14 protein-coding genes and 1 pseudogene are annotated in these 14,343 nt (G+C 58.9%); 8 read left to right on the plus strand and 7 right to left on the minus strand.

The window, feature by feature from the left end; all coding sequences use genetic code 11:
- Nucleotides 1–36 precede the first annotated feature (36 nt).
- The 4 genes from ftsY to AC2FNC_RS02370 all read left to right on the plus strand — a co-directional run bounded on the left by ftsY (nucleotide 37) and on the right by AC2FNC_RS02370 (nucleotide 3,574).
- Nucleotides 37–1,179, plus strand: coding sequence for a signal recognition particle-docking protein FtsY (gene ftsY, locus AC2FNC_RS02355; protein WP_496714537.1), 1,143 nt, complete (start codon nucleotides 37–39; stop codon nucleotides 1,177–1,179).
- A gap of 88 nt (nucleotides 1,180–1,267) precedes the next feature.
- A complete protein-coding gene (locus AC2FNC_RS02360) occupies nucleotides 1,268–2,170 on the plus strand; it encodes an EamA family transporter (protein ID WP_480554669.1) in 903 nt (300 codons plus the stop codon).
- Between the two features lie 16 nt (nucleotides 2,171–2,186).
- Entirely contained in the window at nucleotides 2,187–2,792 is a 606-nt protein-coding gene (locus AC2FNC_RS02365; protein WP_480476490.1) for an inner membrane-spanning protein YciB, read from the plus strand.
- Between the two features lie 113 nt (nucleotides 2,793–2,905).
- A complete protein-coding gene (locus AC2FNC_RS02370; RefSeq protein WP_480476488.1) occupies nucleotides 2,906–3,574 on the plus strand; it encodes a Crp/Fnr family transcriptional regulator in 669 nt (222 codons plus the stop codon).
- A gap of 218 nt (nucleotides 3,575–3,792) precedes the next feature.
- Here AC2FNC_RS02370 and AC2FNC_RS02375 read toward each other — a convergent pair whose 3' ends face one another.
- The 6 genes from AC2FNC_RS02375 to rpiA all read right to left on the minus strand — a co-directional run bounded on the left by AC2FNC_RS02375 (nucleotide 3,793) and on the right by rpiA (nucleotide 9,990).
- A complete protein-coding gene (locus tag AC2FNC_RS02375) occupies nucleotides 3,793–5,232 on the minus strand; it encodes a Do family serine endopeptidase (RefSeq protein WP_480493563.1) in 1,440 nt (479 codons plus the stop codon).
- A gap of 181 nt (nucleotides 5,233–5,413) precedes the next feature.
- Nucleotides 5,414–5,608 carry a DUF2065 domain-containing protein gene (locus AC2FNC_RS02380; RefSeq protein WP_480476484.1) on the minus strand — a complete coding sequence of 65 codons (195 nt, stop codon included), beginning with the start codon at nucleotides 5,606–5,608 and terminating at the stop codon, nucleotides 5,414–5,416.
- Nucleotides 5,608–6,504: a protease modulator HflC gene (gene hflC / locus AC2FNC_RS02385; RefSeq protein ID WP_480476482.1), complete on the minus strand. Its 897-nt coding sequence runs from the start codon at nucleotides 6,502–6,504 to the stop codon at nucleotides 5,608–5,610. The genes AC2FNC_RS02380 and hflC overlap by 1 nt, the downstream gene beginning before the upstream one ends.
- Nucleotides 6,504–7,646 carry an FtsH protease activity modulator HflK gene (hflK, locus tag AC2FNC_RS02390; protein ID WP_480476480.1) on the minus strand — a complete coding sequence of 381 codons (1,143 nt, stop codon included), beginning with the start codon at nucleotides 7,644–7,646 and terminating at the stop codon, nucleotides 6,504–6,506. The genes hflC and hflK overlap by 1 nt, the downstream gene beginning before the upstream one ends.
- A gap of 72 nt (nucleotides 7,647–7,718) precedes the next feature.
- Nucleotides 7,719–9,077, minus strand: coding sequence for a glutathione-disulfide reductase (gor, locus tag AC2FNC_RS02395; RefSeq protein ID WP_480604143.1), 1,359 nt, complete (start codon nucleotides 9,075–9,077; stop codon nucleotides 7,719–7,721).
- A gap of 124 nt (nucleotides 9,078–9,201) precedes the next feature.
- Nucleotides 9,202–9,990, minus strand: a complete 789-nt coding sequence (rpiA, locus tag AC2FNC_RS02400) for a ribose-5-phosphate isomerase RpiA (RefSeq protein WP_209504279.1) — start codon at nucleotides 9,988–9,990, stop codon at nucleotides 9,202–9,204.
- Between the two features lie 167 nt (nucleotides 9,991–10,157).
- Here rpiA and AC2FNC_RS02405 point away from each other — a divergent pair, with 167 nt between their 5' ends.
- The 4 genes and pseudogenes from AC2FNC_RS02405 to AC2FNC_RS02420 all read left to right on the plus strand — a co-directional run bounded on the left by AC2FNC_RS02405 (nucleotide 10,158) and on the right by AC2FNC_RS02420 (nucleotide 13,631).
- On the plus strand, nucleotides 10,158–10,859 hold the full coding sequence (locus tag AC2FNC_RS02405; RefSeq protein WP_480604141.1) for a glutathione S-transferase family protein: 702 nt from the start codon (nucleotides 10,158–10,160) through the stop codon (nucleotides 10,857–10,859).
- A 1-nt stretch (nucleotide 10,860) separates the two neighbouring features.
- Nucleotides 10,861–12,234, plus strand: a complete 1,374-nt coding sequence (locus AC2FNC_RS02410; protein ID WP_480481524.1) for an L-serine ammonia-lyase — start codon at nucleotides 10,861–10,863, stop codon at nucleotides 12,232–12,234.
- Between the two features lie 113 nt (nucleotides 12,235–12,347).
- Nucleotides 12,348–12,671 (plus strand): annotated as a pseudogene (locus tag AC2FNC_RS02415) (GFA family protein); the annotation flags it as partial.
- A 45-nt stretch (nucleotides 12,672–12,716) separates the two neighbouring features.
- On the plus strand, nucleotides 12,717–13,631 hold the full coding sequence (locus AC2FNC_RS02420; RefSeq protein ID WP_480476470.1) for a DMT family transporter: 915 nt from the start codon (nucleotides 12,717–12,719) through the stop codon (nucleotides 13,629–13,631).
- Here AC2FNC_RS02420 and AC2FNC_RS02425 read toward each other — a convergent pair.
- Entirely contained in the window at nucleotides 13,576–14,283 is a 708-nt protein-coding gene (locus AC2FNC_RS02425; RefSeq protein ID WP_480493467.1) for a thiamine diphosphokinase, read from the minus strand. The genes AC2FNC_RS02420 and AC2FNC_RS02425 overlap by 56 nt on opposite strands.
- Nucleotides 14,284–14,343 lie beyond the last annotated feature (60 nt).

Below are 14,343 nucleotides of genomic sequence, written 5' to 3' on the forward strand. Positions count from 1 at the left end.
CGCATTAGGTGAAAGGAACACCTGCGGAGACCAAATATGGCGTTTTTCTCAAAGCTAAAGGACAAGCTGTTCAAATCCTCATCCCGCCTCGAACAGGGGCTGGACGCCATCGTCGAGGATGGTGGCGAGGAAATCGCCGCACCCGACCCAGTCCTCCCCGAACCAGAGCCCGAGCCGCAACCGGTCCCGGAAATTCCGGCCCCTGAACCGGCGCAGGAACCGGCTGAACAACCTGCCCCCGCCCCGGCGGACCCCAAGCCCATTGCCCCACCGCCGGAAATTCCCGAATCCAAAGGCATCCTGAACCGTCTGTTCAGCCGCGGCGGCGACGCCACTGAAATGCGCCGCACGCTGGATGACGACATGCTCGAGCAGCTCGAAGAGCTGCTGATCGCTTCTGACATGGGCGTCGACACCGCCCTCCGTGTCACCTCGAACATGGCCGAGGGGCGCTTTGGGCGCAAACTCTCGACCCGGGAAATCAAACAGCATTTGGCGCAGGAAGTGTCCCGTGTGATGGAGCCCGTGGCCAAGCCACTGCCGATTTACCCCAAACGCCCGCAAGTGGTGCTGGTCGTCGGTGTCAACGGCTCGGGCAAGACCACGACCATCGGCAAACTGGCCAGCCAGTTCAAGCAGGCTGGAAAAAAAGTCGTCATCGCCGCCGGTGATACCTTTCGTGCTGCGGCCGTCGAACAGCTGCAAGTCTGGGGCGACCGCGCCGGGGTTCCGGTTCTGACCGCGCCCGAGGGCTCGGATCCCGCCAGCCTCGCCTTTGACGCGCTGACCCGGGCACAGGCCGAAGGCGCGGACCTGCTGATGATCGACACCGCCGGACGCCTGCAAAACCGCACGGATCTGATGGAGGAGCTGGCCAAGATCGTCCGCGTCATCCGCAAGGTTGACGAGACCGCGCCGCACAACACCTTGCTGGTCCTCGATGCCACCACAGGCCAGAACGCGCTGAGCCAGGTGGAAACTTTCCGCAAGCTGGCCGATGTCTCGGGCCTGATCATGACCAAGCTGGACGGAACCGCCAAGGGCGGCGTGCTGGTCGCTCTGGCCGACAAGTTCGGCCTGCCGATCCATGCAATCGGGGTGGGAGAGCAGATTGATGACCTTGCCCCCTTCGACCCCGAAGAATTCGCCGCCGCCCTGACCGGGCTCGACAAGGGCTGATCCGCCACTTCATCTGGCCCTAAATATCCTCGGGGGTGTGGGGGCAGACAGCCCCCACCCCTTTCCGCCCGGCAAAAGGTTTGCGTAATTGAGCGACTGGCTGATCTCACTTGAAGGCACCGAAACCGGTCACCAACTGGCGCTGGCACTGGCGTTGATGGCTGCCTTCCTGCACGCCGCGTTCGGGGCGCTACAGAAAGGCCGCCATGATCCATGGCTGTCCCGCGGCGCCATTGACGCCAGCTATGGCCTGATGGCCGCCCCGTTTGCCTTTTTCGTGGTTCCCTGGCCTGAACCTCATATGTGGCCGATCTTCGCCCTCGTCTGGCTGATCCACATTGCCTACAAGACGCTGCAGGCCGCGGCGTACACCAAGGGGTCCTACACGGTCGTCTATCCCGTCGTGCGCGGGACAGGCCCGCTGTTTACGGTCATTGGTGCCTATCTCCTGTTCGGTGAAACATTCTCGACCGTGCAGTGGCTGGGCGTCGCAACCCTGCTGGCCGGGATATTTGGCCTGGCCGCCTATAATTTCCGGTTTCTCGAAACCAACCGGGACACACTGGGGATTGCGCTGGTCCTGGCGATCATTACGGGCCTGTTTGTAGCGCTTTACACCACCTATGACGCTTATGGCATACGCGCCACCGCCGACCCGTTCACATTTCTGGCCTGGTTCTTCATGATCGACGGCGCGGCGATGCCGGTCTACGCCTTCCTCAGATGGCGCGCGATGACACATCGCCCTGCACCCGGCCCGCTGATGCTGCGGGGTCTGGCTGGGGGCATCATCGCGCCTTTGTCATTTGGGTCGATCATGCTGGCCACACGGCTGGACAAAGTCGGTGAAGCCGCCGTGCTTCGCGAAACCTCAACCGTCTTTGCGGCGCTGATTGGCTGGCTTGTCCTGAAGGAGACCGTTGGCCCAAGACGCATTGCATTGATGGCATTGATTGCACTCGGCGCCGTAATAGTTGAAATGGGCGGGTAAGCAGCAGGACATACCGATGACAGGCAAAAAAGATATCAACCCATTTCTGAAACAGGTGCTGGAGCTTGGCCCGCCGCTGGCCTTCTTCTTCATCTACCTGCGCTTGCGTGATGACAGTTTTCTGATCGGTGGCACCGAGTATTCCGGCTTTATCATCGCCACGATTATCTTCGTCCCTTTGATGCTGGGGGCAATGGGTATCCTGTGGTACCTGACCGGCCAGCTTAGCCGGATGCAGATTTTCACGGCCTTCATGGTCATTTTCTTTGGTGGCCTGACCGCATGGTTCAATGACGAGCGGTTTTTCAAGATGAAAACCACGCTTGTCTATGGCCTGTTCGCCCTGATCCTTGGCATCGGGTTGCTGCAAAAGAAATCTTATCTGGCCTACGTACTGGATGAATTGCTGCCGATGAAGCACGAAGGGTGGATGATTCTGACGCGCCGCCTTTGCGCCTGCTTCGCCGTTCTGGCCGCCGCAAACGAGTTTGTCTGGCGCACCATGTCGACCGACCTTTGGGTCAAAATCGAAACCTTCGGATTTCCCATCGCGCTGATGGCCTTCCTGATGCTGCAATTCAGCATCCTGCAACGCTATATGGACGACCCGGAACAGAAATAGCTGCCCTGACGTCGCAATACCTGCAAAACAAACAAAATTCTTGGCTTAGCCACCGAGCTATGGGAAGTTGTGTCACCACCCACACTCACACCTTACCCAAGATCGGTGTATACATGACGGCCTTTCCCACCAGCGGCTTCCTTTCGGAGGCCTCCGACGGGCTTAGAGAGATGCTTTCGGCGCAGGCGACCGACATCTCGCTGGCTCAAGGTGAAACCCTATTCGAACAGGGCGATGAAGGCGATTCGCTCTATGCCATTCTGGAAGGCACGCTTGAAGTGTCCTTTCTGGCGATGAGCGGGCGAAAGCTGACGCTGACCCTGATGCGCCCTGGCGAAGTCTTTGGCGAAATTGCGCTGTTTGACAACGGCCCGCGCACGGCGACTATTGCGGCGGCCGAGCCATCGCGCGTTTTGCGCGTACGTCGCAATGACGTCATGAACCAGATCAGAAAACAGCCTGATCTTGCCGTGGATCTGATCCGGTTGGCCGGGGTGCGCATGCGATGGATGGGGTTGCAGCTGAACGAGCAGGTCTTTTTGCCCATGCCCATTCGATTGGCCCGAAAGCTTTTGCATCTGTCGGAATTGCAGGACGACCCAACGCAGCGCATCACCTTGTCGCAGAGCGAACTGGCCGAATTTGTCGGGGCCACACGCGAGGCCGTTTCCAAGACGATCTCGATCTGGAAACGCGACAATATTGTCGAATCCTCGCGCGGCGGATTGCTGATTCAGGATTTCGACGCTTTGCGGGAACTGGCCGATTCCGAACTTATCTGACCCAGTGTGATCTGGTTCACATACGAAGAGGTCGGCGTTGACCTAAGGTGAAGTTGTTACCGTAGGAGGTCAGAGAATCATCCCCGATATCTGTCCACTGATCTCTCCCTGTATCTGAGCCATACGCAATTACCGCGTATGGCTCATTTTCTTTCTGCATGCCTCTTCAGGTGTTCAGGCAATGAAAAAGGCCAGGCGCTTGTCCCGGCCTTTTCTAATCACTCTTCCAGGCTTAGCGCCACAAATCGCGGCTCGCCCCCCCTGCGGACCAAAAGCAGCAGGGATTTCCGCCCAGCCTCTCGCGATTGGTCCATTCGGGCCTCCAGATCCGCGATGGTTTCCACCTTTTGCTGACCCGCTTCCGTAATCAGGTCACCCGCGCGCAACCCTTTCGCGTAGGCTTCAGACGCTTCGTCGACATTCGAAATCACCAGACCTTCGGCATCTGCATCCAATCCCATATCCGCGCGCAGCGTATCTGTGAGCGGGGAGATGGTCAGCCCGAGAATATCGGCGTTTTCTTCGACCGGAGCATCTTGCGTTTCTTCTTCGTCATCTTCTTTGCTTTCTGCGTCTTCGCGGCGTCCCAGCGTGACCAGAATTGTCTGCGTGCCGCCATCGCGATGCACAATGACCCGGACAGCTTTGCCGACTTCTGTTTCGCCAACCTGACGGACCAGACCACGGGTGTCTTCGACCTCGACACCGTCAAAGCTGATGATCACGTCGCCTGCTTTCAGACCGGCCTCCTGGGCGGGGCCTTCCGGAACATCGCTGATCAGCGCGCCGCCGGGCTTTTCCAGCCCCATGGCCTCGGCCATGTCCTCGGTCACGTCCTGAATGCGGACACCCAGCCAGCCGCGCCGGGTTTCACCAAACTCGCGCAGCTGATCGACAACCTTCACTACCACGTTCGACGCCATCGAAAAGCCGATGCCGATCGAGCCACCGTTGGGCGACAGGATGGCGGTGTTCACGCCGATCACTTCGCCGTCCATGTTGAACAACGGACCGCCCGAGTTGCCCCGGTTGATCGCCGCATCCGTCTGGATGTAGTCGTCATAAGATCCGCTGAGCGCCCGGTTGCGGGCGGATACGATACCAGCGGATACAGAAAAGCCCTGACCAAGCGGGTTGCCCATGGCAATAACCCAATCACCCACACGCGCCACGTCGCTGTCGCCGAATTGCACGTATTTCAAGGGGCCGGACGCTTCGACCTTGAGCAGCGCGATATCGGTTTTCTCATCGGTTCCGATGACCTTGGCCACCAGTTCTTTTTTGGGCTGCCCGTCGCCGGGGAAGAATTCTATGAGGATTTCATCAGCTTCCGCAATGACGTGATTGTTGGTGACAATAAAGCCATCCTCTGAGATCACAAAACCCGACCCAAGGGCGTTGCTGCGTCGGGGCGGGCCGTTGTCATTGCCGCCGTTGCGATCCTGAAACTCGCGAAAGAAATCCTCGAACGGAGACCCCTCGGGCACGATGCCCTGCGGACCTGTCTGACCTTCGATCAGGGTGCTTGTGGTGATGTTCACCACGGCCGGGCTGATCTTTTCCGCCAAGGGCGCAAGGCTTTCGCTTCTGGCCTGAGCGGAAACCGACTGCGCCAGCACAAGCAGTGTACCGGCAAAGGCCAGCCACATTAGCCGCATCCAAACACTCACGTCGTCCCATCGGACGGATAAACTGCTCGCTTTCGCCTGCACTTGAGCTCTCCTTGTCGACAATCTTGCCAAGGCCTGTATCGGCCTTTCTTAGTTTCCAATGTAGTCAGTTTAACCCGGTGAGCAACTCGGGATCGCAGCGAAATCACCCGCACGTGAAACCGCCCCGTCAAAAGCCCAGTTGATATGCCCCCCAGAGCAGGATCAAACCACTGACAACACAAAGCAACCCGGCCAGACGCCGGGCCTGTACGGGCATGGCGCGCAGCGCCTCCAGCATCCGTTCGATAAGCGAAGGGGCCAGCGCATAGGCCAGCCCCTCGACAATCAGTACCAGCCCGAAGGCCAGAAGGATCATGCCCATTATTCAGAGACCGGAGCCGCCGGAACACTCCGCCCTGTGGGTGAACCCAGGTAATTGAAAAACTCGGAATCCGGGCTCAACACCAGCGAGCTGTTACCGCCTTGCAGCGCATTCTGATAGGCCGTCAACGAGCGGTAAAATTCAAAGAACTCCGGATCGGCGCTATAAGCTTCGGCAAAGATCGCGTTGCGTTCGGCGTCGGCTTCACCGCGGGTGATCTCAGCCTCACGGCGCGCATCCGACACCAGTTCAACCACAGTCCGGTCAGCCTGCGCGCGCACACGTTGCGCCGCCTCGTTACCACGTGCGCGTTCATCTGTCGCTTCACGTTCCCGCTCGGCCTTCATCCTGTCAAATGTGGCCTCAAGGTTGGCCTGCGGCAAGTCGGTCGCTTTCAGGCGCACGTCGATTACGGTGACGCCTAACGCCTGCGCTTCGGCAATCGCGCTATTTCGAATGCGCAGCATCAAGGCTGCACGATCCGAGCTGAGGATGTCGCGCGAGGAAACCGAACCCAGTACTTCGCGGGTTTCAGCACGCAGAATGCGGTCCAGACGATCCTCGGCCACCGGGATACCACCGACGCCAACGGCCTGACGGAACTGTTCCAGATCAGAAATTCGATAACGCGCAAACGCATCAACCACCAGACGACGATCATCCAGCGGAGTAACTTCCAGCGGGTGGACATCGATGGACAGGATGCGGTTGTCATAGCGCACTACTTCTTGAATCACCGGTATCTTGAACGCCAGACCTGGCTCCTCTTTCACCGCGACAACGCGGCCAAATTGTAAAACCAGAGCACGTTCGCGCTCGTCCACGATGAAAATCGAGGAAAGAACACCGACTACCGCGATGAAAACGATCGGCAAAATAAATGTCGTCTTACGCATCAGTTGCTCTCCCCAGAAGGACTACGGCGCAGCTCATTCAGTGGCAGGTAGGGCACGACGCCTTGCCCTTGTCCACTCGAACTCGGGTCTAGAATGATCTTGTCGACGTCACCCAAAATCTGTTCCATCCGCTCCAAGTACAGACGCTTGCGAGTCACGTCCGGTGCCTTGGAGTATTCTTCCAGAACCGCGCTAAAGCGGCTGGCCTCACCTTGGGCACTATTGATTTGTTGGGCGCGGTACCCTTCAGCCTCTTCCAGAATCTGTGCGGCTTCACCGCGTGCCTCGGCCAGCACACGGTTGGCATAGGCGTCTGCCACGTTCTGCAACCGGTCACGTTCTTGCGCGGCAGCCTGGACATCGCGGAAGGAGGCGATCACGTCCTGTGGCGGGTCGGCTTTGTCAAAGTTGACGCGAATGATGTTCACACCCGAATCGTAGCTGTCCATTGTATCCTGAATCAGCACCTGCAAACGGTCGGCGATTACGCCGCGATCACGGTTAAGGATCGGTGCAAGCTCGCTTTGTGCAATGATCTCACGCATCGCGGATTCGGACACGGCTCGAATCGTCTGGCGCGGATCACGCAGATTAAACAGGTACTTGGCCGGGTCGTTGATGTTCCAGACAACCTGATAATCTATGTCGACCACATTCTCGTCGCCGGTCAGCATCAGGCCATCGTCGCTACCACGCGCGCCACCCATGTCTTCGTTCTGTTCGCGGGTCACCGGAATAACCTCGGCGGTTACAAACGGCCATGGCGCAAAGTTCAGGCCCGGATTGCCGACGGCCGAGAATTCACCCAGAAACAGTTCGACAGACTGTTCTTCGGGTTTGACAGTATAAAAGCTCGCAAGCCCCCAGACTACTGCAGCTGCAACAAGGCCAATCGCAACTGTGCCCTTGGTAAAGGCCGGACCGCCACCGCCCTGACCACCGCTACCGCCACGGCCACCGCCGCCACGGCCGCCCATGAGGACGCGCAGCTGCTCCTGGCCTTTTTTCATCAGTTCATCGATCTCGGGAATATGCGGGCCATCGCTTTCGGGAGGCTTGCGCCCGTTCCCGTTGTTACCCTGATTTCCTCCGCCACCGGATGAGCCTCCGCCCCCCCAGGGGCCGCCGCTGTTGCCCGCCATATGTATCTTTTCCTTCGTTTTGGACCGTGTGATCACGGGTTCCCTTGTAACCTGTGTGCGCGCGCTTGCAAATCAAGCCGTGCGCACAGGTTGCCGCATTGTCACCAGTTCTTCGGCCATGACCGGGTGAACTGCAACCGTGCGGTCAAAATCTTCCTTGGTCGCGCCCATCTTTACGGCGATTCCCGCCAGCTGGATCATCTCGCCGGCACCGGGGGCGACAATATGGCAACCCAGCACCTTGCGCGTGGCCTGAGAGACGATGAGTTTCATCAGTACCCGCTGCGTGCCGCCAGCAAAAGATTTCTGCATCGGCTTGAAAGATGTGGCATAGACCTCGATCGGTTCCTGTTCTGCTGCCTCTTCTTCGCTGAGGCCGACAGTTCCCATCTCGGGCTGAGTGAAGATCGCAGTCGGGATCAATTCGTGATCTACCGGTGTCGGATTGCCTTTGAACACGGTTTCCACAAAGGCCATCCCCTCGCGGATCGCGACCGGGGTCAGGTTCACCCGATCGGTCACATCGCCAATGGCAAATATCGAGGGAACGGCGGTCTGGCTGTATTCATCCACGATGATCTCACCCTTACGACCGCGTTCAACGCCCAAAGCCTCCAACCCAAGGTTATCGGCATTCGGCGCACGGCCCGTGGCATACATCACCACATCAAAACTCTGCTCGGAGCCGTTGGTGGCCTTGACCCAGATCTTGTCGCCTTGCTTTTTCATCTCAAGCACATTGGTGCCCAGATGCAGGTCGATGCCGTTCTGGCACATTTCTTCGCTGATCAGTCCACGCGCCTCGTCATCAAAACCCCGAAGGATCTGTGCGCCGCGATAAAATTGAGTCGTCCTGACCCCCAGCCCGTTCATGATCCCGGCAAATTCACAGGCGATATAACCGCCCCCTACGATCAGGATGCTTTCTGGCAGCTTACCCAGATGGAATATCTCGTTCGACGTAATCGCCAGTTCCGAGCCCGGAAAATCCGGAACAACCGGGCGACCGCCAGTGGCGATCAGAATGTGTTTGGCGGTTTTGCGGGTTCCATCGGTCAGCTCGACCGTGTGGGCATCCACAAGGCGCGCACGCTGGTCAAAGCTTTCGACGCCGTTGTTCTTCAGGATATTGCGATATATCCCTTCCAACCGATCAAGCTCGGCCACCAGCTTGCCGTGGAAAGTGTTCCAGTTGAACGCGCCGGGCTGAATGTCCCAGCCATAGGCCTGCGCATCCCCGACCATGCCCGAGTATTCGCTGGCAAAGACCATCAGCTTCTTTGGCACGCAGCCCCGGATCACACAGGTGCCGCCATACCGGTCTTCTTCGGCCAGCGCGACCTTGGCGCCGGTTTCGCCCGCCGCAACACGCGCCGCGCGGACCCCGCCCGAACCTCCGCCGATGACAAAAAGATCATAGTCAAAGCTCATGCCGGGTTCCTTCGTTCAACTTTCAAAATTCTCTGGATATCTGGGCGTAAAAAAGCCTGTGCCAACCCCCGGCGCGGAAAATTCGAACTTTCATAGCCACTTGCCGAACGGAACTGCACGAAACTCAGTCCGAAAAATCGGAGAACAGATTGTCGCGCGACCCGCTGAGCAGCTGATCCAGTTCGACCGTGCCCGCGTTGATATCCCGCAGCTCGACCCGGCCATCGCCATGGCCGATCACGACCTTGTCGCAGATGTCGATGAACAGGCCATTTTCCACAACACCGGGCACCTGGTTCAGGATCAGCGCCATCTGGCGCGGGTTGCCGATGCGCTTGAGGTGCAGGTCAAGGATGTGGTTGCCCTCATCGGTTACAAACGGGGCCTCACCATTCATGCGCAGCGCCGAGGACGTTCCAAGTACATCCATTGTATCCAGGGCTTCCTCGATCAATGTGCGCGTTGTCTGCCAGCCAAAGGGAATGACCTCGACAGGCAGTGGAAAGGCCCCCAGAGTTTCAACTTCTTTGCCTGCATCGGCGATGACGATCATCTGATCGCTGGCCGTGGCCACAATCTTTTCCTGCAAATGCGCACCGCCGCCCCCCTTGATCAGGTTCAGGTCCTGATCGAACTCATCCGCGCCGTCGATGGTCATGTCCAGCCAACCGGCCTGATCCAGTGAAATGACGTCAATACCAACCTCGCGGGCAAGCTGCGCCGTGCGGGTCGAGGTTGGAACACCCTTAATCCGCAGGCCGTCTTCGCGCACCCGTTCACCCAGACGGCGCACCAGCCAGGCGGCTGTCGATCCTGTGCCAAGGCCCACGCGCATCCCGTCTTCGACCATGTCGGCGGCACGGTACGCGGCAACATATTTCGCGGTGTCGATTGGCGACAGATCTCTGGTCATAGCAGCTTTCCCAGTTTATTCTGACGGAGTTATAGGGAATGCGTCAGGCGACTGCGACCCCATTTTGCGATCCGACAGGCGTTAAGATGTCTCAGGACTACGCGTTTCCTGTCGGAAAAGTCGCAATCATGTCTTACACCCACATCTTTGCGCTGTAAGTTGCGCGCATGTTGACCCCGTACCGCCTGCACTATGCCCCTGACAACGCCTCGCTGGTGATCCGGCTGGCGCTGGACGAGATGGGCGTGGCTTATGAAACGGTGCTGGTGGACCGCCGCCAGAACGAGCAGGACAGCGACGCGTATCGGTCGCTTAATCCCAACGGGCTGATCCCGGTTCTGGAAACGCCGCAGGGCCCGATCTTTGAAACCGCGGCGATCCTGCTTTGGCTGACGGAGCGCCATGGTCAACTTGCCCCGACGGCGGATGATCCTGAACGCGCCGGATTTCTGAAATGGCTGTTTTTTGCGTCCAACACGTTGCATGCGGATCTGCGCATCCTGTTCTACGCTGAAAAATACATAGACGCCTCACAGGCCGACACGCTGCGCGCGGGCATCCGACCCCGGTTGCTGCAGCACCTGCGGCTGCTGGATGCGCTGGCGCAACGCGGGCCTGAGTGGTTTCGCGCAGGTGTCCCATCGGTTCTGACCTATTATGTCGCCTGCATGATGCGCTGGATGGCCCTGTACCCCGTAAGTGCTAACCGTAGCTGGTATCAACTGGCCGACACGCCGCATCTGCAGAAAGTTCTTCTGCACCTTGAGACATGCCCCGCCACCCGTTCGGCAATCGCTGCGGAAGGTTTGGGCGTTACACCTTTCACATCCCCTACTTACGCTAATCCCCCGGAAGGCTCGGCTATCTGATATGTTCCTATCTGTCTTCGATATGTTCAAAGTGGGCATTGGCCCGTCTTCATCGCACACAATGGGCCCGATGGTGGCCGCGGCGCGCTTTTTGGACATGATGCGCGCCTCCCCCTTTGAATTTACAGGCCTGAAAGGATCGTTGCACGGCTCGCTTGCCTTCACCGGTGTCGGTCACGCGACCGATCGGGCGACCATTCTGGGTCTGGCGGGTTTTGTTCCTGACACCTATGACAATGAAAAGGCCGAGGCCGCGCTGGCTGATATCGCCCGCACGCACACGGTCACGCCCGAAGGCCTGCCGACGCTTCATTTCGATCCCAAGGCGGATCTGATCTTTGACTACGACAACAATCTGCCCGGGCACGCCAACGGGATGATCCTGATGGCCACCGACGCACAGGGCGATGTGATCCTGCGGCAGGTGTTCTATTCGATTGGCGGCGGCTTTGTCCTGACCGAGGAAGAACTGGCCGAGGGGAAAGACACCGATGAGGGCGACCCGGTCCCGTTCCCGTTCAAGTCCGCCGCAGAAATGCTTGAGATGGCCAAATCCAGTGGCAAGACCATAGCCGGGATGAAGCGCGCGAACGAGATCGCGCGGGGCTGCGCCGACAGTTTCGCGAAAGGCTCGGCCCGCCTGTGGGACGTCATGAATGCCTGTATTGAACGCGGCTTGACCACTGACGGCATCCTTCCGGGCGGGTTGAAAGTGCGCCGCCGCGCGAAAGGCATCTATGATGCGCTGATGGCCGAACGCGGCATGAACCTGACCGCGCCGCACACGATCAACGACTGGATGAGCGTCTATGCCATGGCGGTCAACGAGGAAAACGCGGCGGGCGGGCAAGTTGTCACCGCGCCCACCAACGGGGCCGCAGGTGTTCTGCCCGCTGTTCTGCGCTATTATCTAGATCACGTACCGGGCGCGTCCGAAAGTCATATCGAGGATTTCCTGCTGACCGCGGCGGCCATTGGCGGGTTGGTGAAGTACAACGCCTCAATCTCGGGTGCCGAAGCCGGATGTCAGGCCGAAGTTGGCAGCGCGGCCGCCATGGCGGCAGCCGGGCTTTGCGCCGTGATGGGGGGAACCCCCGAACAGGTGGAAAATGCCGCCGAGATCGCGCTGGAGCATCATCTGGGCATGACCTGCGACCCTGTTGCCGGGCTGGTTCAGGTTCCTTGTATCGAACGAAACGGGCTGGGGGCCATCAAAGCGGTTTCAGCCGCCTCGCTGGCCTTGCGCGGAGATGGTCAGCATTTCGTGCCGCTGGACGCGGTGATCGAGACGATGCGCCAGACCGGCCATGACATGCATGAGAAATACAAGGAAACGTCGCTGGGTGGTCTGGCTGTGAACGTACCGAACTGCTGAAACAGAAAGCGAGGGGCGACATGCGTGGACATTGTCTGTGCGGCAAGATCCGGTTCGAGGTCGACCCTCCGGTACTGTCATGCGTCAGCTGCCATTGAGACAGTTGCCGCCGCCAGTGCGCAGCGCCGATGACAACGTATTTCGGAGTTCACGATGGCCATTGGCGGTGGACCGGTGAAGAGCCCAAGCGTTTCAACTCCTCTCCCGGTGTCGAGCGCAGCTTCTGCCCGCACTGCGGCACGCCAATGTCCTTCCGTTCAACCGCCATGTCGGATGTGATGCACCTTTTTGTCGCGACACTGGACTCTCCTGACACGCTGGAACCTACGTTGCATGTCGCGCATGAAGAAAAGCTGAAATGGCTGAAATTGGAGGATGGTTTGCCTACCTGCAACGGGCCGGATTACACCAAGGTTCAGCCTCTGGCCGACCGCTGACAACAGCGCTTCCCTCTGCGTCGCGAAACAGTTAGCGTCGCGCTCGTGACTCAGGACAGACCCGTCTTTGGCATCTTTTTGATGCTCGGTTTTTGCGTGCTCGCGCCCTTGGGGGATGCGATGGCGAAGCTGTTGGGCGAGACCACACCGCTGGGTCTGCTGGTCATGGTCCGTTTCGCGGTGCAAGCGGTGATCCTGATCCCTCTGGTTGCGGTGACGGGGCGGCCCTGGCGGATGCGCGGACGCATCCTGCGGCTGACACTGCTACGGACCCTGCTGCATATCATCGGCATTTCGGCCATGTTCAGCGCGCTGCAATTCCTGCCTTTGGCGGATGCCGTTGCAATTGCCTTCGTCATGCCATTCATCATGCTGCTGCTGGGCAAATATGTTCTGGAGGAAGAGGTCGGTTCCCGCCGTCTTGCCGCCTGCATCGTCGGGTTCATTGGCACGTTGCTAGTTATTCAACCCAGCTTTGCAGAGGTGGGCGCACCTGCGTTGCTGCCACTGATCGTTGCCGTGGTTTTTGCCTTGTTCATGCTGGTCACCCGGCAAGTCGCGAAAGAGACCGACCCGGTGTCGTTGCAAGCCGTGTCCGGCGTATTTGCGACAGTCCTTCTGGCTCCGATCCTTCTGATTGGCACGCAAATGAACATTCAAGAGCTCTCGATGACCCTGCCGTCCAGCGACCTGAACTGGCTGCTGATTGCGATCGGGGTGTTGGGTACGGTCGCCCATCTGCTGATGACTTGGTCGCTGCGCTATGCGCCCTCTGCTACACTGGCCCCGATGCAATATCTGGAAATCCCGGTTGCAACCCTGATCGGATGGGTGATCTTCAGCGACCTGCCCGACGGATTGGCTGCAGTTGGCATCGTCATTACCATTGCCGCAGGCCTGTACGTCATTCTGCGCGAGCGGGCCAGCGCCCGGTCTGCCCCGACAGAAACACCTGCATAAGCGGATCGAGTGCAGCGCGCGGGATCATCACCAGCAAGCCCGGCCCATCCATCTTCAGCTCGACAGGTGCCAGTGCGCGGTTGGACGTTCCCACCTGCCCGTCCGGCCGAAAGGCCAGATCGTCAATCGGCCATTCCAGCCCGGTACTACGCCCCGTCACTGACTGCATCGGAAACAGCGAGACCACATCGCCGGGCGCAACCGGCAGCTTGATCTCTGGCGGTGCGTGAAAAACCAACTCACGTTCGCCCAGCAATATGCAGGCCTGATCCTGCCGTCGGACCAGAACATTCAGAACGGCCAGTTGATGATCAAGCCGCCCGCCAAGAAACCCTGCCCCCAGAACCAGCGGAGCGTGCAGATTGCGCAGAGCCTTGTCGAAATCGGTACTGTCCTGTTCGCGGATGGCAAACAGGCGATCCGCGGGAATTTTTGCTTGCGTCGCTTGGCTCAGCGAATCGAAGTCACCAATCACCGCATCGGGAATCCGGCCTGATTCTGTCAAAACGTCCGCTCCGCCATCGGCGGCAACGACCGAATTGACGCGATTCAGCACCAGATTCAGGTCTCCATATCCGATAAATCCCCCTCCGAACAACCCAATTGGATCGGCAGAGCGTACAATTGGCTTGATTTTCCTAAGATTGGCCATTTTTCCCGGATTTGGACACATTAAGACCACAAAATGATAGGTTCATGCATAAAGTTCAGA

It is taken from the genome of Ruegeria sp. BHSA123 (assembly GCF_059613425.1).

Coding starts and splice junctions, on each gene's coding strand:
- ftsY (WP_496714537.1), top strand. CDS start 37: ATGGCGTTTTTCTCAAAGCTAAAGGACAAGCTGTTCAAATCCTCATCC.
- AC2FNC_RS02365 (WP_480476490.1), top strand. CDS start 2,187: ATGACAGGCAAAAAAGATATCAACCCATTTCTGAAACAGGTGCTGGAG.
- AC2FNC_RS02370 (WP_480476488.1), top strand. CDS start 2,906: ATGACGGCCTTTCCCACCAGCGGCTTCCTTTCGGAGGCCTCCGACGGG.
- AC2FNC_RS02375 (WP_480493563.1), bottom strand. CDS start 5,232: ATGCGGCTAATGTGGCTGGCCTTTGCCGGTACACTGCTTGTGCTGGCG.
- AC2FNC_RS02380 (WP_480476484.1), bottom strand. CDS start 5,608: ATGGGCATGATCCTTCTGGCCTTCGGGCTGGTACTGATTGTCGAGGGG.
- hflC (WP_480476482.1), bottom strand. CDS start 6,504: ATGCGTAAGACGACATTTATTTTGCCGATCGTTTTCATCGCGGTAGTC.
- hflK (WP_480476480.1), bottom strand. CDS start 7,646: ATGGCGGGCAACAGCGGCGGCCCCTGGGGGGGCGGAGGCTCATCCGGT.
- gor (WP_480604143.1), bottom strand. CDS start 9,077: ATGAGCTTTGACTATGATCTTTTTGTCATCGGCGGAGGTTCGGGCGGG.
- rpiA (WP_209504279.1), bottom strand. CDS start 9,990: ATGACCAGAGATCTGTCGCCAATCGACACCGCGAAATATGTTGCCGCG.
- AC2FNC_RS02405 (WP_480604141.1), top strand. CDS start 10,158: ATGTTGACCCCGTACCGCCTGCACTATGCCCCTGACAACGCCTCGCTG.
- AC2FNC_RS02410 (WP_480481524.1), top strand. CDS start 10,861: ATGTTCCTATCTGTCTTCGATATGTTCAAAGTGGGCATTGGCCCGTCT.
- AC2FNC_RS02425 (WP_480493467.1), bottom strand. CDS start 14,283: ATGGCCAATCTTAGGAAAATCAAGCCAATTGTACGCTCTGCCGATCCA.